At 59.5% G+C, this 23,660-nt stretch carries 20 protein-coding genes and 3 pseudogenes; 7 read left to right on the top strand and 16 right to left on the bottom strand.

Annotated elements, in window-relative coordinates; translation table 11 throughout:
• Window positions 1-278: 278 nt before the first annotated feature.
• On the bottom strand, window positions 279-1,562 hold the full coding sequence (locus QTA57_RS10935; RefSeq protein ID WP_290151450.1) for a hypothetical protein: 1,284 nt from the start codon (window positions 1,560-1,562) through the stop codon (window positions 279-281).
• Window positions 1,563-2,678: 1,116 nt separating this feature from the next.
• Here QTA57_RS10935 and QTA57_RS10930 point away from each other — a divergent pair.
• The 3 genes from QTA57_RS10930 to QTA57_RS10920 all read left to right on the top strand — a co-directional run bounded on the left by QTA57_RS10930 (window position 2,679) and on the right by QTA57_RS10920 (window position 5,654).
• Window positions 2,679-3,392, top strand: coding sequence for a hypothetical protein (locus tag QTA57_RS10930; protein WP_290151449.1), 714 nt, complete (start codon window positions 2,679-2,681; stop codon window positions 3,390-3,392).
• A 355-nt stretch (window positions 3,393-3,747) separates the two neighbouring features.
• Window positions 3,748-4,461, top strand: coding sequence for a hypothetical protein (locus QTA57_RS10925; protein WP_290151448.1), 714 nt, complete (start codon window positions 3,748-3,750; stop codon window positions 4,459-4,461).
• 899 nt (window positions 4,462-5,360) lie between these two features.
• Window positions 5,361-5,654: a helix-turn-helix domain-containing protein gene (locus QTA57_RS10920; protein ID WP_290151447.1), complete on the top strand. Its 294-nt coding sequence runs from the start codon at window positions 5,361-5,363 to the stop codon at window positions 5,652-5,654.
• Window positions 5,655-5,979: 325 nt separating this feature from the next.
• Here the strand turns inward: QTA57_RS10920 and QTA57_RS10915 are convergent, their stop codons facing one another.
• The 8 genes and pseudogenes from QTA57_RS10915 to QTA57_RS10880 form a co-directional block, all read right to left on the bottom strand.
• The gene (locus QTA57_RS10915) at window positions 5,980-7,272 is read right to left on the bottom strand and encodes an HlyD family type I secretion periplasmic adaptor subunit (protein WP_290151446.1); all 1,293 of its coding nucleotides are present in this window, start codon (window positions 7,270-7,272) and stop codon (window positions 5,980-5,982) included.
• A gap of 712 nt (window positions 7,273-7,984) precedes the next feature.
• Window positions 7,985-9,489, bottom strand: a pseudogene (locus QTA57_RS10910) (mannitol dehydrogenase family protein).
• Window positions 9,477-10,249 (bottom strand): annotated as a pseudogene (locus QTA57_RS10905) (L-iditol 2-dehydrogenase). The pseudogenes QTA57_RS10910 and QTA57_RS10905 overlap by 13 nt, the downstream one beginning before the upstream one ends.
• Window positions 10,246-11,250 (bottom strand): ABC transporter ATP-binding protein, encoded by a 1,005-nt coding sequence (locus QTA57_RS10900; protein WP_290151444.1) that lies wholly within the window; start codon window positions 11,248-11,250, stop codon window positions 10,246-10,248. The pseudogene QTA57_RS10905 and the gene QTA57_RS10900 overlap by 4 nt, the downstream one beginning before the upstream one ends.
• Before the next feature lie 47 nt (window positions 11,251-11,297).
• Entirely contained in the window at window positions 11,298-12,128 is an 831-nt protein-coding gene (locus QTA57_RS10895; protein WP_290151443.1) for a carbohydrate ABC transporter permease, read from the bottom strand.
• Window positions 12,129-12,137: 9 nt separating this feature from the next.
• Entirely contained in the window at window positions 12,138-13,016 is an 879-nt protein-coding gene (locus tag QTA57_RS10890) for a carbohydrate ABC transporter permease (RefSeq protein WP_290151442.1), read from the bottom strand.
• 121 nt (window positions 13,017-13,137) lie between these two features.
• On the bottom strand, window positions 13,138-14,457 hold the full coding sequence (locus tag QTA57_RS10885; protein WP_290151440.1) for an ABC transporter substrate-binding protein: 1,320 nt from the start codon (window positions 14,455-14,457) through the stop codon (window positions 13,138-13,140).
• Window positions 14,458-14,550: 93 nt separating this feature from the next.
• Window positions 14,551-15,580 (bottom strand): annotated as a pseudogene (locus QTA57_RS10880) (LacI family DNA-binding transcriptional regulator).
• A gap of 224 nt (window positions 15,581-15,804) precedes the next feature.
• Here QTA57_RS10880 and xylB point away from each other — a divergent pair.
• The 4 genes from xylB (at window position 15,805) to QTA57_RS10860 (ending at window position 19,641) form a co-directional block, all read left to right on the top strand.
• Window positions 15,805-17,262, top strand: a complete 1,458-nt coding sequence (xylB, locus tag QTA57_RS10875) for a xylulokinase (protein WP_290151439.1) — start codon at window positions 15,805-15,807, stop codon at window positions 17,260-17,262.
• A 150-nt stretch (window positions 17,263-17,412) separates the two neighbouring features.
• Window positions 17,413-18,117, top strand: a complete 705-nt coding sequence (locus QTA57_RS10870) for an ABC transporter permease (RefSeq protein WP_145216950.1) — start codon at window positions 17,413-17,415, stop codon at window positions 18,115-18,117.
• Window positions 18,111-18,827: an energy-coupling factor ABC transporter ATP-binding protein gene (locus QTA57_RS10865; RefSeq protein ID WP_290151438.1), complete on the top strand. Its 717-nt coding sequence runs from the start codon at window positions 18,111-18,113 to the stop codon at window positions 18,825-18,827. Before QTA57_RS10870 ends, QTA57_RS10865 begins: the two co-directional genes overlap by 7 nt.
• Before the next feature lie 4 nt (window positions 18,828-18,831).
• Window positions 18,832-19,641 (top strand): substrate-binding domain-containing protein, encoded by an 810-nt coding sequence (locus tag QTA57_RS10860; protein WP_290151437.1) that lies wholly within the window; start codon window positions 18,832-18,834, stop codon window positions 19,639-19,641.
• A 133-nt stretch (window positions 19,642-19,774) separates the two neighbouring features.
• Here QTA57_RS10860 and QTA57_RS10855 read toward each other — a convergent pair whose 3' ends face one another.
• The 7 genes from QTA57_RS10855 to QTA57_RS10825 all read right to left on the bottom strand — a co-directional run bounded on the left by QTA57_RS10855 (window position 19,775) and on the right by QTA57_RS10825 (window position 23,649).
• Window positions 19,775-19,981, bottom strand: a complete 207-nt coding sequence (locus tag QTA57_RS10855; RefSeq protein WP_145216939.1) for a DUF6494 family protein — start codon at window positions 19,979-19,981, stop codon at window positions 19,775-19,777.
• Window positions 19,982-20,019: 38 nt separating this feature from the next.
• Window positions 20,020-20,562, bottom strand: coding sequence for a c-type cytochrome (locus tag QTA57_RS10850; protein WP_290151436.1), 543 nt, complete (start codon window positions 20,560-20,562; stop codon window positions 20,020-20,022).
• On the bottom strand, window positions 20,523-20,912 hold the full coding sequence (locus tag QTA57_RS10845; RefSeq protein WP_290151435.1) for a WD40 repeat domain-containing protein: 390 nt from the start codon (window positions 20,910-20,912) through the stop codon (window positions 20,523-20,525). The genes QTA57_RS10850 and QTA57_RS10845 overlap by 40 nt, the downstream gene beginning before the upstream one ends.
• 35 nt (window positions 20,913-20,947) lie before the next feature.
• Window positions 20,948-21,253, bottom strand: coding sequence for a WD40 repeat domain-containing protein (locus QTA57_RS10840; RefSeq protein ID WP_290151434.1), 306 nt, complete (start codon window positions 21,251-21,253; stop codon window positions 20,948-20,950).
• A gap of 1 nt (window position 21,254) precedes the next feature.
• Window positions 21,255-21,410: a hypothetical protein gene (locus QTA57_RS10835; RefSeq protein ID WP_171561985.1), complete on the bottom strand. Its 156-nt coding sequence runs from the start codon at window positions 21,408-21,410 to the stop codon at window positions 21,255-21,257.
• Window positions 21,411-21,413: 3 nt separating this feature from the next.
• The gene (locus QTA57_RS10830) at window positions 21,414-22,520 is read right to left on the bottom strand and encodes an Mrp/NBP35 family ATP-binding protein (protein ID WP_290151433.1); all 1,107 of its coding nucleotides are present in this window, start codon (window positions 22,518-22,520) and stop codon (window positions 21,414-21,416) included.
• Window positions 22,521-22,620: 100 nt separating this feature from the next.
• Window positions 22,621-23,649 (bottom strand): formate dehydrogenase subunit gamma, encoded by a 1,029-nt coding sequence (locus tag QTA57_RS10825; RefSeq protein ID WP_290151432.1) that lies wholly within the window; start codon window positions 23,647-23,649, stop codon window positions 22,621-22,623.
• Window positions 23,650-23,660 lie beyond the last annotated feature (11 nt).

Here is a 23,660-nt window from a genome sequence, read left to right as displayed (position 1 = left end):
AGGGTGGTCGATTGCTACCATACTGTCCGGGCACTATTCCGGGCAGCGCCCCTGTCGCGGGGCTTAACCCCCGCCAAAAAAAACGGTGCTATATGACTCCTCGCTATCCTCACCTTGGCTCACTCGCCGAACGGTTCCTGTGATAAAGTAATAGGATTGATCGTCCGACGGGTGATATCCCATTGTTGATATGATGCGGTTCGTCCCGGGATTATGGGATCGCCTAATGGAATTCGACACAGTCGAATGAGCCATGGCGGGTAGGTCTGTGGTGCTTGTCAAAACCCCAGAAGCGTCTTGCTGAACGATGGTCGAGGGGGGATAGATTCTATCAGGACGCGGGGGCGATCCCTGACGCTCATGCCTGGTGTGTTATGGGGTGTCGCATACCAACCGTTTAAGAGGATCTCATCTCGGCCATCGCGATCTAAGTCCATGATGGCGGCGACTTGTTCGTGCACCGGTGTTCCCGTTGCCTGTTGCTCGACATAGTCCAGCCCCTCGGTGGTATAGGCCAGTTCGCTGAGCAAGTTTGGCAGTTGGCTTCCGCCTGTGACGATGCCGTTTGCGAGGCTGTAGTCATCGCCATAGACCTGGACTTGGTTGAGCAGGCGCCGCCCGATGGTCTCGGTGGTCTGATACTCAAACGCATAGGCCCGCAGCGGGGCCGCGCCATCGCGGATCGCGATGCTGCGCAGAAGATGAAACTGCTGACCCAGCATACCCCGCGTGCCGGTGGCATAGCTGGCCAGCGGACTGGTTTGCGAGGCGTGATAGCCGAACTCGATCTCATAGCCGCCATAGCGGATGAACTCTGGCCGATGTGCGCGGCCCTCCTCAAGAGCTGCGAAGGCATAAGAGATTTCAACCACATTCGGCGTGGCTTGCGTGTCGCGGATCTCACTTAAAAGATAGGTGGTGTCGAACAAGCCCGCGTAGCGCTCATCACTCGGCCCAACTGTGTCGCCGGCCAAAACCCCAAGACTTTCATAGCGATACTGGGTGCCATCGGTCTCGGTGACGATGAAATAATCGACCTGCTGCCCGTTATAGCTCCGCTGGCGCATCTCCACACGGCGGTAGCTCTCCACAAGCGTGGCAAAGGTGCCACCAGCCGCGCAACTCGCATTCGTGGCATTGGTGCGATACCCGGTCGGATAGATCTGATTTGTCAGCCAAGGATTGGTCGCTTCGCCATCGCTACAGGCCAGAAGCTCCATCCCATCCAGCCGGTAGAGATCTCTCGCATCGTCATGGGTGGGGGTGCCGCCGCCGAGGGAGACCCGCTCGATCTGCGACAAGCCCGACAACTGCCAACCAACGCCCAGCCAAACCTCAGCCGAGCCGAGGCCACGAAACGAGGAGGTGTAGGTCAGGCCGAGATTGGGCTCCAAACCACGATAAGACGGAATATCAAAGGCGGCATGATATCGAAACGATCCATCCGATTGGACATCCTGCGGAACTTCAAACTCCGGCGCGGCCTGCGTCTCAGGATTGTCTTGGGCGGATATGCTGAGGGGCGCGAGAAAACAAACAGCCGAAACAAAAAAAACACTCAAACTACGCAAATACACAAACCCTCTCCTCGCACCAAATAAACACAATCCGCAGGTGAGCCGAATATCCAACAGGCGTCAATAGTCGAATAGGCGCAGGTTAGAAATAAACAAGCTCTATCGTATGAACTATAAATCTAGTCAGGGGCTAATTGACTGAACCCAGCACCAGAGATGGAGGGAATGAGCAGTTGACCCCCAACGAAATACAAGATCATCAACTGCTCCGCTCAAAACTATACAATGAAGCAGCGAGAACCTCTACTGATATGGTTTGACCCCGAGATGACTTGTCAGCTGCTTTCGCTTGTTGCGGGGAAGTACAGGATCTAAGGCAGCGACAGGATTGCTCGCGGTGAGACCCACAGCTTCGAGGAACGGAGCTCCGCCTTCAGCATTTATCAAGAGAATTGCAAGACGATGCGATGTTTTCTGCCGATCCTGGTTGTGGGCTGACTGATGATTAGTTGCAGGCGTTCGACGCCGACGCTGGTTATGACCGAGCCCGACGCCCCAGACAAAGCGTAAACCCGGCCGTGCAAGGGCACCACACGGCTCAAAGGTAGCGATCTGACGTCAGGTGCCAGCCTCCAGGACCGAACTGCTCATAGTATATGTGTTACCCGTCATGCCGCGCTTGTTCGATGGGCCCTCGATGTGAGCCGACCAGATAGCGCAACTCGATAAGACGCCCTAAACACACTCCCTGACTGGCAAAAATCTGGTTCACATTTTGGTTCACACAAGAGGATCAGAGGCGGCGGTTTCCTCAACAAAATCTCGGGTTCATCCTCTAATACGAATCCCACCTCCTCCGCCATCGACGCCCTAGAATCTTGTATCTATGCTGCGCAAGCGTACGAAAATCGTGCGTTTGTGCATACGCAGCCATTCTGTACCTTGCGCGCTCCATCGCATTACGTCAGCACCAATATGGCTGCGACGAAAACGCGACATGCAGACGTGAGGCTTGCAGCCGCTTTGATCCGAGACGTTTAGCACCAAGAAGATGTCACATCAGCGGCGCCCTCGCCGCTACCCGCGGGTTTATTCGCAGCTGGGTTTCCGGCGACACAGATATGGCCGCGCCTCTCCCCACCTCCGGAAATCCAACCGGATGTGCTGGATCAAGCTTCATTCTGGCACTCGCCGAGAATCGAAGATATGTTCAGTTTGACTATTATGGAGGGTGGCGGGATGCGCTGGCTCGACTCTGTGTGTTCTATCCCTGCCGCGCAGTTCAAGGAGCACATCCGAAGAACTGTGGAGTTTAGCGCTCTACATGGCGCTGCGGTATGGCTGACGTGGTCCTTCATTTACCCAGCCCAACAAGCTCTTCTAGGCGAAAGCCCGCACGCCATCGCGTTTTTCGCGCCGGCCCTGCTGTTCTTGCCGGCAGCTATCAAAGCTTTGGCAACCTGGATGTATGCGTGGTGGGCGGCGATCTATATCCTTCCGACGGCAATGCTCCAACACATGATCCTTGGCTTCGGATGGGACGGTCAGCACTTGTTGGTGCTTCTTGTCTATCTCATCATGCCACCACTGATGCGAAATCTCCTGCAGTTCGCAGGCCTCAAGTCAGGTCAAGCAAGCGCTCTAAAGTCATGGCGCTCCATGTTTGCAATACTATTGATGTCGTCGATTGCCACTGCGAGCGCCCTCATCTTGGTTCACGAAACCAACTTAACATTATCTCAGACTCTGGTCTTCATTGGGCTGGTCCTTGTGGGTGATGCGGCAGGCGCAGCGATCATCTTGCTCCTTCTGATCGTGTATTTCCGCCAACGAGATATTGCCAGGCGGCAAGCCGCCCGCAAGGATGAAATCTAACTTTTAAAACGACCCGGCAGCTCAGATCTCAATCCACCGGCGTGCTGCCCTACACACAACGGCTGGAAACGGAGCAACTCACCCGACGAATGTAACGGGCGACAACGATATCATCCGGTATATTTCATCATATTGACTTTTTTATTTAACCATTTAGACACCTTCACCAAGCCGAACACGAGCTGAAGGGCCGATCGTTACAGGCAGTGCGTTAGGAGTTGTGATGGTATTTCAGTGGCACTCAAACAAGGAAGGTTCGACAGCTTTCAGTTTTCCCGTTGGAGTCAGTATTAGTGTCGTCGTGTCGACGGCCTTCATATCGAGACACATTCTCGGCTCCGATACACCTTGGTGGATGACGCTTCTTGCCTATGCAGCATTTGCGGCGGCATGCGTGTTCTTAGCCGTCGGGCTTCTTGGTCGCTTTGCGCGTCGGAGCAGCCACTGGACGCGTAGATGCAATATGTTGCGGCACGAACCCGCCATGCGGCACAAACGCGTAACACATCCTGCCATTTCGGTCGGAGGTTTGGGAACCACACGGGCTGACCCCTCCCTCCAAACAAACAGCCCCTGTGATCTGCATATGCGCCTTTCGCCTGGGGCGATGAGACACAAAAGAGCGTTTCTGCAACAGCACTCCAGTTCGAAAGACGACCACCCAATCGCCACACCGACCCTTAGAGTTATTGAAGGCGGACACGGCCGCTCCGAACCCCCAGATGAAATCGGTATTGATATTCGACTCTTTGACACACCGAATGCGCGTGAGATTTTGGTCGCCGACCGTATAAACAGCTTGTTGGGGCAGAATATCTCCCGCCCACCCGCCTCCGTCACGCAACCCTCTGGGATTGGTCGTGTGAAATTCCCAAAAGCGACAGCGGAGGCGTCCAAGGAAGATTGGCATCAGTTGGAGAAGCTCATGTCGGCAGCTAACATCGTTTTCGTGGATGCTGATCTGAATGGAGATATCGTCGACACACTTGATCTCTGTATGCGCATGAGAAACAGCGCGCCAGAGACGATCATCATCTGGGTTCCAGTGAAGCACAAGGAGACGGCCTGACCATCAGAACGTCTCTCAAATCACGGCTCACACAGAGCGTGATGCATAAAAGTGTTATCCGCCCAATCCGCCAAACGCCTCCCGTCATCTGATCCCCGTCAATGCACAAAGTTTAGTGCCAGGAGACAAGGCGCAACGCTTGATAGCATCCCGCCAACGGATCGGTGGCGGTTTCCACCAGATGTCGCCAATCTTGAACCTGGGCGCACCTAATAAGCGCCTGACTTCGACGACTCAGGCCGGTAGTGCTGCTGCCGTTAACTCAGAAATTGTTTCCATCTGAGACGCATTCACTCTCCGCGCCCAGCTCCATCTGCGCCTTCTGACCAGAACACACCGAAACTGCGCCAATCAACACCCGGGAGTCCCTTGTCTAGCTTGGAAATCGCCCCCGCTGCGCCAGCCCTGAAAGGGGAAACCGCAGATCTTTAGCACCTAAGCGATCGATTGCTCACCGCATGTCAGATGCGCGCGAAGCCGATGTATTGCGCCCTCTGGCGACCAAACCTCGGCGCATGTCGGCTCATTGCATCAGACGCCGTAATATCGCACCGCTCTCACACGTCATATCTTGTTTCTACAGCCCAGACTTGACATCTGCCGCCCATCTCAACTATCTCCAAAATAGAAACAATTTGATCAAGCTGATGATTTAGCATTGGAGCTAGGAAATTCGGCGTGATAAGAAAATAGTAAGAATTTTGTTGCATCCTGTTGTTAGAGGCGCGTCGTGAATCCGCCGATTTGACCAAGACGTTTCGGGTCAACCTTGCCTCATCGCGGACGCGCGATGCACCATGTTCGTCGTTAAGGAGTTAGGTCAGATCAGAGCAATGATAGAATGATAGACAGAGTCAAGATGACCACCGTTGCCCGCCTTCGAGAGTTGATCGCGACGCTTGAGCGCGACCTGGGGCTTCCAGTCTTTGTCAGCAAATGAACTCAACGTGCTCTATGTCGTTCGACTGTTGAGCGATGAGGTTAACAACCTCGATGCCGAAGCGGCAGACATCCGCGACCACACGATTACCGCCAGCATGAGTCAACCAACCCTAAACCGCACGATCCGCTCCTTGATCGAGAAGGGCTATCTGGAACCCGCGCCGAACTATAAGACCAAACGCTATAGACTGGGGCCGAAAGGCGCAGAGATCGATCTGGGGCTGATGACGGGTGCGGTTCGTTGCCAGTAGGTATTGGAGTACGACACGGTCGGTCATCTGTGGTTCAAGATCTGCATGGGATCGGCGAATTCTGGCCGGTTAGAGAAGGTCGCGTCTCGGAGAAATTCTTCACCCAAATGAACAGTCAAGTACTGGCAAGGAAGCCGTGGGGCGCACATTGCGGCATCTCAAATCCAGCCATCACAAACAACAGGCGGGCATATAGGCGACGCCATTCAGCTGGAGAGACACTTATACTTGGCAAAACGGCACCACCGACGAACCGTAGGCTGACCCACGCTGACCTTGGGCGGAGGCGAAGTCGATAGCTGAGTTGCTGCCGACCCGTACTGGGCTAGGGGAACAACCCCATGATCGGCTCCAACAGATAGTCGATCACCGAGCGCTCGCCCGCACGAATGTCAATCTCGGCGATCATCCCCGGAAGAATACGAACCTGCTCTCCGCCAGCGTCCAAAATCGCAACATCAGTCTGGATGACGGCAACAAACATTTCGGGCGGCTCGCGCTCATCCCGTCTAACGGCATGCGGACTGATCCGCGTAATCCTGCCATCAAGCGCACCGTATCGCGTAACGTCATAGGCTGTAAGTTGGACCCGGACCGGTTGGTTCAGCTTAATCAGTCCGATATATCGGGGCGCAATGTAGGCCTCCACCTGAAGATGATCATCAAAAGGCCCGATCTCGACAAGATTCTCGCCCGCGCGCACAGTGGCACCAATCGTCTGGTGGTGTAGCGTGTTCACCACTCCCCGATCGACGGCGCGTAGGGTGGTGCGGGCGGTAAGGCTTTCGCCCGTAGTCAGTGACCGGCGTAAGCTGTTTAGTTCCTCAGTTGCCGCCGTGAGATCTTGAAAAGCATTCGCCCGAAAACCGGTCTCAATTGCGCGGACGATCTCGTTGATCTCCGCAGCGCCGGCATCAAGCTGGCCCAAAGCGGCCTCGGCTCTCGACCGACGGCTGATTTGCTCGTCTTGCTGCCGCTGAAGGTCAATTAGGGAGGTCTCTGGTTCGCCCCCTACCTCGACGAGAGGCGTCATAATCGCAAGCTGCTCTTCAAGGCGCTCTAAGGCACGGCGTGCCACTATCAGGTCGCGCAGCACCGCGACGCGGTCGCGATTATTCTGATCAAGCCGTTGCATGAGCGCGGCGATTTCGGCCTCGTGCTCTTGCATACGGGTGACATAGAGCGTGCGCTCGCTCTCCACAAACTGGATCGCGTTGGCCTCAAGCTCCGGGGCGAAAGATAGCGGTTCGTCCCCAGTCTCAGCTGTCAACCGGGCAATACGCGCCTGCAGAGCGAGGACGCGTCGCTGTTCGCGGTCAAATTGACTGCTTTGCGTGACAATTTCGAGTTCGATCAATGCGGCACCCGCCTCAACGATGTCGCCTTCTGACACGAAGATTTCGCTGATCACCCCGTCATTATCCGCGGTGATCTGCTGAAGATTACCGACCGGAACCACAAGGCCCGGCACACGCGTGACATCCTCGACTTTAGCCACAACTGCCCATGCAACAGCAGCAAGCATTGCGACCAGAACAACGATGAGCAGCAGAGATTCCCGAATATGCACCCGCGCTTCGCGATCATCAGCGAGCGTATCTAGATCAATGCGGTCCATTAGCGTAACTGGCCCTTCTGGCTAACGCTGACGGCTTCCGTTGTCGACAGAACTCCATCGGCCCCAAACCGCTCGCCTTTGATCAAGGTGACCCGATTTACCAATTGCGAAGGCCCATGCCATGGCTCGCAGGAATCAGCCTGCGCTTGAACGGCGCAGCGAACCGAATGAAACTGCCTCAAGCCTCCGCTCCTTTCCTTTTCTTGCTCGACCGGGCACCTGCGGCCAAGGCTCATAAACACATAGTTGCATCTACAAGAGATTATGTTCATGTAGGCGCGCTGCCGCCATTCATGTAAGCCATACAAATCATCAAAATGAATTTTTATGTGCGTGTGGCGTAAAGGCAACCGGTGCTGAATTCAAATAGTCATCCCAATTGCTATTGGGCGACAATCCGTCAGGCCTGGAAAAGCGCCACTAAATCAAAAGGATATCCCAAATCGCCCACCATTGCTGAGATCTGTCTTGGCGTCTGGAAAACGGAAAATCAGAATGGAACCGATGCGGCGCGAACCGGCGCGTATCACGAGGAACCGACGAGTTCACATGCCTGCTGGCCAGATTCTGATCAGGCTGCAAGCAATCCCGATGATCGCCTTGTCCTGCCCCTCCTACCGATTACGCGCAGCGTCTCGGAGGCTCTGCCCTACTGCAAGCCGACAAGCCCAGCCGACGGCATTGTCTCGGGACGGCAGCGCCCTGCCGCACTTCAAGCCCGGTCGAGATATGTCCGAAGCGCCTCTTGGGACCCGCGCCGCCAGATCAGGGCGAGCCAGCGTTCAAACGTCTGCGAGAAAACCCGATCATCCGCAAGATCGCCGTAAAATCCAGCTTGTTCGAGCCATGCCAGGGGTCGGATCTTGGCCTCTTCGGCCACGCGTTGAAGCTGCGTCCATTGCGGGTCGTTCGCTTCGATCTCGGTTCCGTCCTCTCGGACTCCGGCGCACATGCGCGCCCAAAGCGCCTCGACGAGGGCAAGCCCCTCAATAGACCCGCCTTCAGCGCGCGCGCTTCGCAGCACTGGAAGAATGAAGCCCGGATGGCGAGACGACCCATCGAAGGCCACTCGGCGGGTCGTATCCCGGATCGCAGGGTTCGAAAAGCGGCGTTCGATCAGGGCGAGATACGCCTCAGCAGTTATGCCGGGAACCGCGTTGACATAGGGCAAGATCTCTTCTGTCTGAACCTTGCGAAAGAAGGCCGATAGTGATGCATGCGCCATACAATCGGCGATGGTCGCCAGAGACAGAAGTTCGCCCGCATTGGCCAAGACCTGATGCCCGCCATTGAGGATGCGGATCTTCATCATTTCGTAAGGGTGCACGTCGTCGGTGAAGGTCGCACCGATCTTGTCCAAATCCGGACGACCGGCGCAGAACGTATCTTCCAGAACCCATTGCCGGAAGTTTTCGTGGCTCACGGGGGCCGCGTCGGCGATACCAAAATCCCGCGCGCGTGAGAGTTCTGCGGGGCCGGTCGCAGGCACGATGCAATCGACCATCGAGTTGGGGAACGCCCCCTCCGCATCGATCCAATCGGCAAGGTCGGGATCACTCAGCCGCGCAAGCTCCGTCACGGCGCGGCGCAGGATCGCCCCATTGCCGCTGAGATTGTCGCAGCTTAGCCCCGTAAAAGGCCGATGACCATTCGCGCGGCGCAGACGCAGGGCGGCGACCATGGCGCCGAAGGCGGTGCACGGGCGCTGAGGCGTCTCCGCATCATGGCGTATATCGGGATGTGTGATGTCGAGGCCGCCCGACACGGGGTCGATATAGTACCCCCCTCCGTCACGGTGAGGGCGACGATGCGGATCGCAGGATCGGCCATCGCGGCGACCAGCGGGCCGTTGCCCTCTTCGATTGGCAGATAGTCGATCATCGGGCCGGTCACTTCGGCGGAACACTGGTCGGGGGCCAGCTCGATCAACGTTGTGAGGCAATCCTGCGCGATCAGTTTCTGCCGCATTTCGGCGTCGTATGGGCGGACACCGGCGCCGAGAATGGCCCAATCCAGCGCCTCTCCCTGTTGCATCAACCGGTGCAGATACCAGGCCTGATGCGCCCGGTGGAAATTGCCGAGCCCGATATGCACGATGCCGGGGGTCAGGCGGCTCCGGTCATAGGTCGGTCGGTCGACACCTGCAGGGAGATGGCCGAGCGTCGCGTTCGACAAAGGCACCGGATCCGGTGCCTGATCTGGCTTCAGCTCATCCATTGACCGCCATCGACATTGTAGCATTGCGCGACGATGTAATCGGCCTCATCGCTGGCCAAGAAAATCGCCATTCCGGTAAGATCTTCGGCCCGTCCCATACGCCCGTAGGGCACGGCTTCACCCCTTCCTTCTTCTTCTGGCCCGGCGCTTTGCCCTCGTATTTGGCGAAGAATGCGTCAACGCCATCCCAATGCTCTCCATCGACCACACCCGGCGCGATCGCGTTCACATTGATGCCGTGTTGGATAAGGTTTAGGCCCGCCGATTGCGTCAGGCTGATCACTGCGGCCTTTGTGGCGCAGTAAACAGCAACCAAGGCCTCACCACGCCGGCCAGCCTGCGAGGCCATGTTGATGATCCGGCCTTTGATGCCCTGGTCGATCATATGCCGGGCAACGGCCTGCATCATGAAGAGCGTGCCGCTCACATTGATTTCGAAAACGCGCTGATAGTCGGCGCGGTCGATCTCGATAAGGGGCGCGGCGGTGAAAATCGCAGCGTTGTTGATCAGGATGTCGATCTGGCCTAAATGCGCGACCGTCTCGGTCACCGCTGCGTCGATGCTGTCCTGCTTGGTTACATCCAACTCAACGGCAATAGCCGCGTCCCCGATCTCCGCCGCCGTGGCGCGCGCGCGCGCGATGTCGATATCCGCAATCGCAACGCGCGCCCCTTCGCGAACATAGGCCTCGGCAAAGGCCCTGCCGATGCCACGGGCCGCCCCCGTGATCAGGGCCGATCTACCCTCCAGGCGCTTCATGGAATCCTGAGCCCGTCGGCGCCAAACCGGTGCAGATGGTCAAGGTCTGGGCTGAGGAAGATTTGATCTCCGTAATGCAGATCAACCTCGCCGCCGACGCGCACCGTCACCGGCTCATCAATCCCGTCACAGGTGACATGGAAAAATGTGTCGGAACCCAGATGTTCCGAGACACCCACCTTGCCCGGCCAATCGCCCGCCTCCGACGACACACGCACATGTTCGGGCCGGATACCGATGGTCGTGGCATTCTGTGCGGTGGCGATGGCACCACCGATCAAGTTCATCTTGGGCGAGCCGATGAACCCGGCGACGAAGAGGTTGCGTGGGGTGCGGTAAAGCTCCAGCGGCGATCCGACCTGCTCGATATTGCCAGCACGCAGCACCACGATCTTGTCGGCCATAGTCATGGCCTCGACCTGATCGTGGGTGACATAAATCATCGTGGTCTTCAGCCGTTCATGCAGCTCTGAGATTTCCAGCCGCATACCGACGCGAAGCGCCGCGTCGAGGTTCGAGAGCGGCTCGTCAAACAGAAACGCCGCCGGTTCGCGCACAATGGCGCGCCCTATGGCGACCCGCTGTCGCTGCCCGCCTGAAAGCTGCCCTGGCCGCCGATCAAGATAATCGGTGAGGTTCAACACATCCGCCGCCGCCTCAACTCGGCGTTTCTGCTCAGCAGTATCCAGTTTGGCCATGCGCAGCGGGAAGGCGATATTCTTCCGCACGGACATATGCGGGTAAAGCGCGTAGCTTTGGAACACCATGGCGAGGCCGCGCTTGGCGGGCGGCACTTCGGTCGCGTCCTGCCCGTCGATGCGGATTTCCCCGCCGCTGACATCCTCAAGCCCCGCGATCAGGCGCAGAAGCGTGGACTTGCCGCAGCCCGATGGGCCGACAAAGACCACAAACTCCCCGTCTTCTATGGTCAGATCGAGCGGCGGAATGACCTCCACCTCCCCGAAGGATTTGCGAACCTTGTCGAGTGTGATGCGTCCCATCGGTGCGTTTCCTTTGCACTATCGCGTCGCTCCTAGAGCGCTCGCACTTATTTCACCGCGCCGAAGGTCAGGCCGCGGACAAGTTGTTTCTGGCTGAACCAGCCGAGGATCAGGATCGGCGCGATGGCCATGGTCGAGGCCGCGCTGAGCTTGGCGTAAAACAGGCCCTCGGGGCTGGAATAGCTGGCGATGAACGCGGTGAGGGGCGCCGCGCCAGCCGCCGTCAGGTTTAGCGTCCAGAACGCCTCGTTCCACGCGAGAATGACATTCAACAGGATGGTGGAGGCGATGCCCGGGATTGCCATGGGCGTCAGCACGAAGAGGATTTCCTCGCGCAGCCCCGCGCCGTCCATGCGCGCCGCTTCGAGGATATCGACCGGGATTTCCTTGAAGTAGGTGTAAAGCATCCAGACGATGATCGGCAGGTTGATCAGCATCAGCACCAGGATCAGGCCGATACGGGTGTCCAGCAGGTTGAACTGCACGAAGATAAGCGAAATCGGGTAGAGCACGCCAACAGCGGGCAGCATTTTGGTGGACAGCATCCAGAGCAGGATGTCCTTGGTCCGGCGTGACGGGACAAAAGCCATGGACCAGGCGGCGGGCACCGCGATCAGGATGCCCAGAAGCGTCGAGCCGCCCGCGATGATCACCGAGTTCCACAGGAAGCGCATATAGTCCGAGCGCTCCTGCACGACGCTGTAGTTTTCCAGCGTCCAATCGAAGTTGAAAAACAGCGGCGGGTTGGCGATGGCTTGCGCTTCGGTTTTGAAGCTGGTCAGGATCGTCCAATAGATCGGAAAGAAGATCAGCAGCCCGATCGCCCAAGCGACGGTGGTGGTGATGATCTTGCGACGTGTGGAAACTGCGCGTGCCATATCTGCCCCCTACCGGTCCAAGTTCTTGCCAACGATGCGCATCAGGAAGAGCGCGATGATATTGGCGAGGATGATGGCGTAGACACCGCCCGCCGATCCAAGGCCGATATTCTGACTGTCCACGACCCGCTGGAAGATCAGATAGGTCAGCGTCCGGGTGCCGAAGGACCCGCCCGTGGTCACGAAGATTTCGGCGAAGATCGACAAGAGAAAGATCGTCTGGATCAGGATGACGATGGTGATCGCACGTCCCAAATGCGGCAGCACGATATAGAAGAAGCGGGCCAGAACCGGGGCCCCGTCCATCTCGGCAGCTTCAAGCTGTTCACTGTCGAGCGACTGGATCGCGGTGAGCAAGATCAGCGTCGCGAAGGGCAGCCACTGCCAGGACACGATCAGGATGATCGACTCCACCGGGGCGTCCGAGAGCCAAGAGACTGGCTCAGCCCCGAAGAACCGCCACAGATGGGCGAACATGCCGTTCACCGGGTCCATGAACATGTTCTTCCAGACCAGCGCCGTCACCGTTGGCATCACGAAGAAGGGTGCGATCACGAGGATGCGGACGATGCCCTGCCCCCAGAACGGTTGGTCGAGAAGGATCGCCAGCAGGACGCCCAGAACCACCGTGATGACCAAAACCCCACCGACGATCAGGAGCGTGGCCTGTACGCTTGGCCAGAACGAGCTTGATCCGATGAAGCGGACGTAGTTCTCAAACCCGACCCAATCGAGGCCCCGTTCCAGCGAGTCCCCCCGCATCGGCAGGTATCTCTTGAACGAGAAGTAGAGCGTCATGGTCAGCGGCACCAGCATCCAGCCCAGGAGCAGGATCACGGCGGGCGCCATCATCAGTCTTGCTGCGGAACGGGAATGTTGGGTCGCCATGGGGACATCTCTCATGTTGGCGGGGCAGATCCCGCGCGGGACAGTGACAGATTAGCAGGATTGGTCGGGAAAACCCGTGAGGCAGGACCGACCCGCCCCACGGGGCTGCGTGCGCGAAGGTTTAGCGGTAGCCCGCCGCTTCCATCGCGTCGTTGGTCAGCGCCTGGGCATTTTCGAGAGCCTCTTCAACGGTCTGCTGACCCGCATAGGCCGCCGAGAATTCCTGGCTGACCTCGGTGGCGATACCGGCGAATTCCGGAATAGCGACGAACTGGATGCCGACATATGGCACCGGATCGACGGTCGGGTTCGTTGGGTCCGCCGCATTGATCGAGTCGAGCGTCATCTGCGCAAACGGGACCTCTTGATATTCCGGGGTCTCGTAAAGCGAGGTGCGCGCGCCCGGCGGCACATTGGCCCAACCTTCGTTTTCAGCGACAAGCTCGATATAGCCGGTCGATGTGGCCCATTCGATGAACTGCAACGCGGCATCAGCTTGCTGCGTGCCCGCCGGGATCGCCAGGGCCCAGGCCCAAAGCCAGTTGGACCGTTTGCCGAGGCCGGTATCGGGGGCCAGGGCGAAGCTGACGGAGTCGGCAACAGTGGAGTCGTCGGGGTTGGTCACGAAAGACGCCGCGACAGTCGCGTCGATCCACATGCCACAGCGGCCTTGCTGGAACAGCGACAGGTTTTCGTTGAACCCATTCGTTGCGTAGCCCGGAGGGCCAGACTCGCTCATCATATCGACAAAGAAGTTCAGCGCTTCGGCCCATTCGGGCTGATCGAACTGGGCATTCCAGTCTTCATCGAACCACCGCGCGCCGAACGAGTTGGCGGTGACGGTGATGAAGGCCCCGCCTTCGCCCCAACCGGCCTTACCACGCAGGCAGATGCCGTTGATGTCGTTTTCACGGTCGGTCATGGCGGCCGCAGCTTCGCGAATGAACTCCCATGTTGGCGCGTCGGGCATCTCTAGCCCGGCAGCTTCCATCAGGTCGGTGCGGTACATGACCATGGAGCTTTCGCCATAGAATGGCGCGGCATAAAGGGTGCCGTCATGGCTGAGCCCACCACGCATGGCAGGCAGAATGTCGTCGACGTCATATTCTTCCGATAGGTTGTCGAGCGGCACGAGCCAGCCATTTGCGCCCCAGATCGGGGTCTCGTACATACCGATGGTCATGATGTCGAACTGACCACCATTTGTGGTGATGTCTGTGGTCACACGCTGACGCAGCACGTTCTCTTCCAGCGTCACCCATTCGACATTGATGCCGGTCTGGTCGGTGAATTGATCGGTGTAGCCCTGCATCCGGATCATATCGCCGTTGTTCACGGTGGCGATTGTGATGGTGGTGGCATGGGACTCCGCCATCGCGGCGGTGGCGGCAACGCAGAGCGCAAGCGCACTCGACGCGCCAAGCGCGGTCTTCAGGTACATCCGTATCCTCCCTGGTTGGATGTTATGCGCCAAAGACTGCGCCCGAATCATACGCGCGTCAACTTAATTTTTACGCGCGTAAATTTTTGAGGGTCAAGCCGATGCCCTGACAACCAGATGCGCGGGAAAAAGCGTCTCCGGCCGTGTCCGGAAATCCCGCCGTTTTCAATGAGTTCAAAGAGGGTTTCGACACTGCTCTCTGCCACCGACGCATAGTTATGCGCCGCCGTCGTCAAGGCGGGGCAGGTAAAGCGCGAAAACGGATGATCGTCATGCGATGCCACCCGCAGCGCGAATCCGGCCCCCGACCGACTCGCAGACCCCGCTCGTAACAGGCCGCCAGAACACCAATCGCCAGCCGGTCGTTGCTGCACAGGATGGTGTTGGTCTTGAAATCGCCCGCGGCAATCGCGGTATGCGCCCCCTGACGCCCGATTTCCTCAAAGCCCCAGCCGTCGCCTTCGATACTGATCACGACCGGCTCCTCACCATGGCGCGCCATCGCGTCGATATAGGCAATCCGCCGCTTGTTGGCATTCGGATTGGCGGGCGTGCGCATCTCGAAAAAACAGGGCGGCTCGCCGCTCCGGCAGAGATAATCCACCGTCTGATTGACGAAACTCGCATTATCGGACCCAATGAACGCTTCGCCCATCCCCTCAATATTACTGTCAAAAAGCACCGTGGGCACATCGCGACAGAAGCGTTCAATTGCCTGTTTGTCCGAAGATCGCCCAAGCGGTGCCAGCAACACGCCCGCGGGTTTGAGCGACCGTAGGCTGTCGAGGTTCTCCCGCTCTTGCCCCCTGCCGCCATGGGAGCTGAGCAGGATGGGCCGGAACCCCGCCTCGGTGCAGAGGATCTCAAGACTGCGGGCATGTTCCGCGAACACAGGGTCCGCGAGGTAGGGCACGACGATCCCGATATTCTTGGTCAAGCGCCGGTTCTGATTGACGGCATAGATATTCGGACGAAAATCATAGCGCTCCAAGGCCGCTTCGATCCGCGTGCGCGTCGACGACCGCACACTGTCGGGGTCGTTGAAATACTTGGAAACCGTCGGCCGCGACAGTCCGGTCACCGCCGCAAACTCTTCCATATTGCGGATCTTTTGCTCACTCATTGGATCGCCTTTGTATCGATCATTTCCATACGAGCCGAGGATATGGCTTGCCACGCCCCCAATAAAACCTGCAAAACATTACGCGAGTAAAGTTCTAATCGCTGCCGTGGCAGCACTGGCCCGGCTTCGCGGGATCGACATAGGCGCAGGACAGCGCTGAAAGACCCCCGAAGCGAAGACGGACTATGCCCTTGTCAGGGCTAGTTCTCAACGGCGGAGGCGCAATGTATCTGGGTATCGATTTAGGAACCTCGGCGGTCAAAGTCTGCGCCATGCGGCCCAATGGCGGCGTCGCGGCGATGACGTCTTACCCCCTCGATCTGCATCACCCGTTCGACGGCGCAAGCGAGCAGGATTGCGCCTCCTGGTGGGCGGCCACCTGTGAGGCGGTACAAGGATTGCCCCCGGACGTTCGGTACGAGATTTGCGCAATCGGTTTGTCGGGGCAGATGCATGGCGCCGTCCTGCTGGACAAAGACGGGCACCCCGTTCGGCCCGCAGTCTTGTGGAACGACGCCCGAGCCATTGCCGAATGCGCCGAGATCATCGCGGCAGAGCCGCTGGCGGCCAATATCACCGGCGTTTTGCCCATGGCGGGGTTCACTGCGCCGAAACTTCTTTGGCTTGCCCGCCACGCACCAGAGCAGCACGCGAAGGTCGCGCATGTGTTGCTGCCAAAAGACTATATCGGCTTTCGACTCCAAGGTCGGTTTGTCACCGATCCGTCGGATGCCGCAGGCACCTCGTGGTTCGATGAACGGACGCGAACCTGGTCAGCCCGCATGTGCGAGATCAGCGCGACAGACCCGACCTGGTTGCCGGAAGTTATGTACGGCTCCGAAATTGCTGGCGCGCTTCTGCCGGAAGCCGCCGCAGCGCTTGGGCTGCCGGTTGGCGTGCCGATTGCGGCGGGCGGTGGCGATGCGGCGGCCGGCGCCGTGGGGATCGGCGCGGTCTCAGCAGGCGACGGTTTCATCTCTCTCGGCACCTCCGGTCAGCTGTTCGTCACCACGTCTGAATACCGCCCGAACCCCGAGAGCCGCATCCATGCCTATGCGCATACGGTTCCCGATCACTGGTTCCAGATGGCGGCAATGCTCAACGGCGCGCGTCCGATCGCATGGCTTGCAGAGCTTCTCGGCCGGCCCATCGCTGACCTTCTTGCCGAGGCAGAAGCTGCCGAAACCGGGCCGATTTTCCTCCCCTATCTCACAGGGGAGCGCACCCCCCATGGCGACACCGAGATCCGCGGCGGTTTTGCCGGCCTTGGAGAGAATACAACACCTGGCGGCTTGATGCGCGCCGTGGTGGAGGCCATCGCTTTCACCTTCGCCGATGCAATGGCGGCGCTGCGAACCGCTGGAACGACCTGCGACAGTCTTTTGGCGATTGGCGGTGGCACGCAAAGCGATTTTCTGATGCAAACGATCGCGACCGTGACGGGCTGCCGGATCGGGCGCAGCGATGGTGCCGAAATCGGCCCGGCGCTTGGGGCCGCGCGCCTGGCCGCCGTTGCCCATGGCGTCACCCGAGAGGGCGCAATCATAACGAAGCCAGAGGTCAAAACCTGGTTCGAGCCCGCGACAAGCGAAACGGATGCCTTGATGGCGAGGCTATCGGGGTTTCGGGCCATGTATCCGGCACTGAGCGCTGTGCGGTTGGCTGGCGCAAAAAGCTCTTAGAACGCCCAAAACAAGACACCACTCTTCCGACGCAAGCGATGCCATTCCAACCCCACATCAAACGCGGGGAAATTGCCCTTTCGTCCGACGGATAAAATGGTATCACATGTCAATGACTTTCAAGTGCAACAAAATGAAACGCCGCAACGAATGAATGAAATTGTCGAGGGGCTTGTCGAGGCTGCGCGGCTGATTGTTGTGCTTGACCCGGAACTGGTCGAAATCACCCTGCGGTCACTGCAGGTCACAATCACGGCGGTTGTCATCGCGGCGGCGATTGGCTTGCCGCTTGGAGCATGGCTGGCGGTGAACCGGTTCCGCTCGCGGCGCTTGGTGATCGCGCTCCTCAACGCGTTGATGGGGCTGCCGCCTGTCGTTGTCGGGTTGATCGTCTATGTCATCCTCAGCCGGGCCGGACCCTTAGGCGTGTTGGGGCTTTTGTTCACGCCAACCGCGATGATTATTGCCCAGGTGATTATCGTCACGCCGCTCATCGCCTCCATCGCGCATCAGGCGATCCGGGATTTGTGGTCGGAATACCATGACCTGCTCATTTCGCTGAACACCACAAAGCGCCAACGGGTGGCGACCCTGCTCTGGGATGCACGGCGCGCCCTTCTGACGGCCTGCCTGGCGGGGTTCGGGCGTGGGATCGGCGAGGTCGGCGCGATCATGATCGTTGGCGGGAATATCGACAATGCCACGCGGGTGCTGACAACGGCCATCGCGCTTGAGACCGGGAAAGGGAACTTTGCCCTCGCGCTTGGCCTTGGATTTGTGCTGATCGCCCTGGCGATCGCGGTCAATCTCCTCATTCACTCGCTCTCACGGACGGAGAGTTCGGCAACATGGTGAATTCGATCCTCCCCCTGCGCGTTGAGGCTGCCGAGGTTAAACGGCGCGGCACACGGCTGATCGGCCCGATTGACCTGACGCTCGGCAAAACCGGTGTCACGATTGTTTTGGGTCCGAACGGGTCTGGCAAGACGACGCTCTTGAGGTTGATGCAGGGTCTGGAACGTCCGGCACATGGCAGTTTGGTTTGGTCGATCCCCGAAGCTGAAGTCCGGACCAAACTGGCCTTCGTCTTTCAAACCCCGACGATGATGCGCCGCAGTGTGACCGACTCCATCGCTTACGCCTTGACTGTGGCAGGCACAAAGCGGGCAGAAGCCCGCAAACGCGCCCGAGAGATTGCCGAGCAGGTCGGCCTAGGCCACGCGCTTGACCGATCCGCGGGCGTGCTCTCCGGCGGAGAGAAGCAAAAGCTGGCCCTGGCGCGGGCTCTGATCCGGCAACCCGAAATCCTGTTTCTCGATGAGCCCTGCGCCAATCTCGATGGGCGCGCCACGCGTGAGATCGAGGCCATTCTGACCGATGCAAAGAGCCGCGATACGCGCATCGTCATGTCGACACATGACCTTGGGCAAGCGGCAAGGCTTGCAGATGAAATAGTTTTCATGCTCAATGGTTGCGTGCACGAAACAGGTCCGGCAGAGAGATTCTTCTCAACGCCAGAAACGCCCGAAGCACACGCCTTTCTCAATGGTCAGATCGTGGAGTAACTGTATGAAAACCCGAGCTTTAATTGCCGCCCTCGCCCTTGCCCTTTCTACCGCACCCGCACTGGCGGAGACGGTGCGCATGGCCGTCACGACATCGTTTGAAAACTCCGGTCTCGCGGATGTTCTTCTACCAGAAATCCAAGAGGAGCTTGGTATCGAAGTTGAGCTTCTCGTCGTTGGCACGGGGCAAGCCCTGCGCCTCGGCGAAGCGGGCGATGTCGACGCAGTGCTCGTGCATTCCCGCCCTGCTGAGGAAGCCTTCGTGGCCGCCGGGCATGCGACCCATTGGCGGGAGATCATGTATAACGATTTTGTCCTGGTTGGCCCGTCTGGCGACCCGGCAGACGTCGCCTCGGCCGAGACTGCCGCCGGCGCTCTGGCCCAGATCGCCGAGGTCGACGCGGCTTTTGTCTCTCGCGGCGACAATAGCGGCACACATCAAAAGGAACTGGCCCTTTGGGCTGGCGCGGGCGTCGACCCGGAGACCCTGGGTGGTTCCTATAACGCTGTTGGCGCAGGCATGGGCGCGGCGCTCAATACCGCCTCGGGGCTGAACGCCTACATCCTGTCGGATCGGGCCACCTGGCTGACCTTCGGCAACAAAGGCGATCTGGCGCTGCTCTTCTCGGGCGACCCGGAGATGTTCAACCCCTACTCGCTCTTGCCTGTGAACCCTGAGCGGCATCCGCATGTAAACAATGATGCCGTCATGGAGTTGGAAGCCTGGCTGGTCGGCCCACGCGGCGAGGAACTGATCAACGCTTATACCGTTCTGGATGAGACCCTCTTCGTGCACAGCGCGGTCCCGCAATAAGGGCTGCTGGACGACGTCAGCGTCAAAACTCAATACGAAACGCCGCCCCGAACATTCGAGGCGGCGTTTTTCTGTCTCAATGCGTTCGCCCCATCCGGCGACGCCCCATGACGCGAACGGGTTGCGCGATGCGTTAGTCTTCGTCGCGCCCGCTGATCTTCCCTTCGACGCGATGTTCCAGATCAAGCCCATCGACCTTGAGGGTCATGGTCGCGGTGAAGCTTTTGCCAGCGGTCGCGTCGACGCCGGCTGAGCGCATCGCGTCTTCGATGGCCTGTTGCGATGTGACGCCGACCTGCTTGAGGAACTTCCGCATCGACATGTTGTAGTCTTCGCTCATCAGCTTTCTCCGATTCATCTAGAAGATTTTGGCGGCGCTTAACGCGTCGCCGTTTCAAGAAACTCGATCAAGGCGGCGCGGTCCGCCGCGCTCGGCACACGCTGTTCCGGCATCCGACTGCCGGGAGTGTAGGCGTCGGGCCCGAACTCGAACAGTTCCGACACTGTCTGCGGCGTCCAAACGATGTCGAGTTCCAGCAAGGCGTCGGAATAATCATAGCCCGGCGCGGTGCCGATCCGCCGCCCGAACACATTGTGAAGCGTCGGGCCAGCGCGCTGCCCGTCATCGGGCGTCAGCGTGTGGCAGACAGCGCAGGCTTGGAACACTTCGGCCCCGCGTGGATTGGTCAGGGTCGGCTCTGGCACACCCGCACCGGTTCCGAGAGGCGCACCCTCGGGCGACCAACGCCGGATCCAGCCATCATTCCCGCCCGTCCACAAACCGTCATCGCTCAATGCAAGCGCCCAGACCGCGCCTTGGCCGGTCGCGATCTCGGAACGGATCTCCAACGTCTGCGGATCGATCAGCCAAACCGCGCCGGTCATGTCCGACACTGCGACCTGCCCGCCGCCGGTGGCCACCGCGAGAAGTGGTCGCGTCGTGAGCTCCAGGGTCTGCTTCGGCTGCCCGGCACGACGCGCCGCAAGAAGCCATCGGCACCGGCGATAAAGATCGCCTCCCCATCGGTCGCCAGATCACTCGGCGGCGCTGGCAAATCGGTCACCGAGGCGGCGCTGCCATCTGCATTCCAAAGGCGCAGGCGCAGATCGGAGCCGACACTGGCCAGACCATCGCCAAAAGCCGCAAGCCCGGTGACCTGCCCCTGATGCCCGTCAAGATAGCGCGGTGCGTCCTCGCCATCCCAAAGCGCGATCTGCCCATTCCAAGAGCCCGACGCGATCCCGCCCGCCCAGTGCGCAAGATCGGCCACCGGCATATCGTGCCAGGACTCAAAGCTCAGCGGGTCTACCCCCTGCCCCAAATCGCGACATATCCGTCCTGTCCGCCCGAGGCAAAGCGCCCATCCGGCAGCGGCAGAACCGCGGTCACCGCGCCGGCATGGGCACGGGTGATTTGGCTGGCGACGATGCCGTCCCAGACAATCGCCCGCGTGTCGAAAGAACCGGAAACCACGCGGCTTCCGTCCACCGCGAGCGCGCGGACCGGGCCGCCATGGCCACGGAGATCCTCCGCCAACACGGGTGCCGCGACCGCAAGCAGCAGCGCGAGACCCGCCGCGACAGCGATGCGGGTGGTGCCGGGCGCGGCCAAATCAGTAGTTGATCAAATTGTCGCCGGGATTGCCGACCCGTGCCCCTTCGGTGGTGAAGGCCGTATGCGCATCAACTTGAAAATTACCGTTCAGAACAAAGGAGGCTCCGCCGGCAATGAAGACCCCGATGACGAGTGAGGCGATGAAAGCTTTCATGGTTCATACTCCTTGTAGAGTTTTCTGTTGTGAGTGCGGAGCCGCATCAAGCGTGCTCCAAAGTGTTCGGGCCATATCTGTATATACCATACCAAGCGGGCCATCCGGATCCCGCGCAACAATCGGCTGACCACTATCCGAGGCGGTGCGCAGGTCCATGGTCAACGGTATGGCGCCCAGATAGGGCACGTTGAGACGCGCCGCTTCAGCCTCCGCGCCACCGCTACCGAACAGCGCGTGCTGGCTGCCGCAATCGGGGCAGACGAAATGCGCCATGTTTTCGACAACGCCCAGGATCGGGACATCAACCTTGCGGAACATGGCGATCCCACGGCGGGCGTCGATCAGGGCGAGGTCTTGCGGGGTCGAAACGATCACGGCGCCAGCGAGGTCCGTGCCTTGCGCAATCGCGAGTTGTGCATCGCCGGTGCCCGGCGGCATGTCGATGACCAAGATATCTAGCTCGCCCCAATCGACATCCGACAGCATCTGCGTGATCGCCGACATGACCATAGGGCCGCGCCAGACCATCGCGGTTTCTTCGTCGACCATCAGCCCCATCGACATGGCCTCAAGGCCGTACGCCTGCATCGGGCGCAGGCGGCGGTCTTTGCCAAGCCGTGGTCGACCATGGAGGGCCAGGAGCGTCGGCAAGGACGGGCCGTGAATATCAGCATCGAGAATGCCAACCTTCAGACCCAAGGCGCGCAGGCCCAGGGCCAGATTGACCGAGGTCGTCGACTTCCCCACCCCGCCTTTGCCCGAGGCCACAGCGATCACGTGACGGACGCCGGACAGCACGGGCGGTTTCGCGGCGGGTGTTTTGGCCTTTCCAAGATTTGGCGGGGCGGGCGCGGCGGCTTTCTCAGCGGTCAACACCACGATGGCACCATCGCCGCCGGGCGCGGCGCGCAGGGCCGCTTCGGCCTTGGCGCGAATATCGGAATAGGCGGCGGCCTCTGCCTCTTTGATCGAGATGGCGAGAGACATCCGCCCGCCGGACAAGACCGGCCCAGACACGGTTTTCGCCTCCAGAAGCGGGATCCCGTCCGGCAAGATCAGCCCGTCTAGCGCCTCGCGGGCGGCGGCAAGCAGGTCGGCATCATCCATCATGGAGGTCATTTCTTTGCATCTCGCAAAAGCAGGAAGGCACGGTCTGCTTTGGTGCCATGGCCGAGGCATCGATGCGCCCCGGCCATGGCGGGATCAGTCACTCAGCAGGCTGCGTGGCGGGGCGTGACCCCGCTTCGCCACCGTCTTGGGATTGCTTGCCTTGAACCTCATCCACCCAGAGGGAATGGTGTTCTTTCGCCCAGTTGAGATCAACCTCGCCGGACCCCATCGCATCGTAAGCACCCTCCATACCGACAGAACCGATATAGATATGCGCGATGACAATCGCGGTCAGGACAGCGGCGACGATGCCGTGGATCACCTGATAGAGTTGCCAGCCGGCTTCACCACCTGCCATCTCGGGGAAGAGCAGCATCACGCCGGTAAAGGACAGCGCCGCGCCACCGATGGTCACGGACCAGAAGATGCCCTTCTGACCAGCGTTGAACTTCTTGGCCGGCGGGTGAACGCCTTTCACAAAAAGACCACCGCCTTGGCTGAGCCATTTAAGGTCAACCTTGTCGGGGATGTTGTGCACAACCCAATAAAGGAAGGACAGAAGCAGGCCGAGCATGAAGGCAAAGCCCATATAGTTATGGGCGACCTTGCCCCAGGCCGATAGCGTGCCAAACACGCCTTCGCCAAAGAGCGGCAGGATTACTGCCCGCCCGAACACCAGGTTCAGACCGGTGATCGCCAGCACGATGAACGACACGGCCATCAGCCAATGGGCAAAACGTTCCATCGAGGTGAAACGCAAAATGCGCTCACTCGACGGACCGGAATCGATCCGGATCTTACCCCGGATCAGGTAGAACGCCACCAGCACAGCGAGCATCCCCACGACGGCAATCAAGGTCGTGGTGCGCACTGGACCGCCATGGGTATCCGCCCAGTTCCGGTTGCCCGGCTTGATCAACCCAGACGACAAATCATCCGGGATCGTGACCCGGCCTTGCACCTGCGCATCACCGCTGAGCGCTCCGAGAAGCGCGTCTTCGGTCACCGACTGCGCCGTCGGGTTCACGATGTCCTGCGCCTGCGCCGCCTGCGGCTGCGCAAACAGGGCAAAGAGCCCGAGAGCCAGGACCGCAACAAGGCGGGCCATCTTGGTATGAATGGTCATATGTCTACCCC

Origin of the sequence: Fontisubflavum oceani (assembly GCF_030407165.1) — a bacterium.
Classification (GTDB): Bacteria; Pseudomonadota; Alphaproteobacteria; order Rhodobacterales; family Rhodobacteraceae; genus Rhodophyticola; species Rhodophyticola oceani.
This window is presented reverse-complemented; position numbering and strand designations above follow the sequence as displayed.

Coding starts and splice junctions, on each gene's coding strand:
- QTA57_RS10925 (WP_290151448.1), top strand. CDS start 3,748: ATGACGCTTCTTGCCTATGCAGCATTTGCGGCGGCATGCGTGTTCTTA.
- QTA57_RS10915 (WP_290151446.1), bottom strand. CDS start 7,272: ATGGACCGCATTGATCTAGATACGCTCGCTGATGATCGCGAAGCGCGG.
- QTA57_RS10900 (WP_290151444.1), bottom strand. CDS start 11,250: ATGGGACGCATCACACTCGACAAGGTTCGCAAATCCTTCGGGGAGGTG.
- QTA57_RS10895 (WP_290151443.1), bottom strand. CDS start 12,128: ATGGCACGCGCAGTTTCCACACGTCGCAAGATCATCACCACCACCGTC.
- QTA57_RS10890 (WP_290151442.1), bottom strand. CDS start 13,016: ATGGCGACCCAACATTCCCGTTCCGCAGCAAGACTGATGATGGCGCCC.
- QTA57_RS10885 (WP_290151440.1), bottom strand. CDS start 14,457: ATGTACCTGAAGACCGCGCTTGGCGCGTCGAGTGCGCTTGCGCTCTGC.
- xylB (WP_290151439.1), top strand. CDS start 15,805: ATGTATCTGGGTATCGATTTAGGAACCTCGGCGGTCAAAGTCTGCGCC.
- QTA57_RS10870 (WP_145216950.1), top strand. CDS start 17,413: ATGAATGAAATTGTCGAGGGGCTTGTCGAGGCTGCGCGGCTGATTGTT.
- QTA57_RS10865 (WP_290151438.1), top strand. CDS start 18,111: ATGGTGAATTCGATCCTCCCCCTGCGCGTTGAGGCTGCCGAGGTTAAA.
- QTA57_RS10860 (WP_290151437.1), top strand. CDS start 18,832: ATGAAAACCCGAGCTTTAATTGCCGCCCTCGCCCTTGCCCTTTCTACC.
- QTA57_RS10855 (WP_145216939.1), bottom strand. CDS start 19,981: ATGAGCGAAGACTACAACATGTCGATGCGGAAGTTCCTCAAGCAGGTC.
- QTA57_RS10835 (WP_171561985.1), bottom strand. CDS start 21,410: ATGAAAGCTTTCATCGCCTCACTCGTCATCGGGGTCTTCATTGCCGGC.
- QTA57_RS10830 (WP_290151433.1), bottom strand. CDS start 22,520: ATGGATGATGCCGACCTGCTTGCCGCCGCCCGCGAGGCGCTAGACGGG.
- QTA57_RS10825 (WP_290151432.1), bottom strand. CDS start 23,649: ATGACCATTCATACCAAGATGGCCCGCCTTGTTGCGGTCCTGGCTCTC.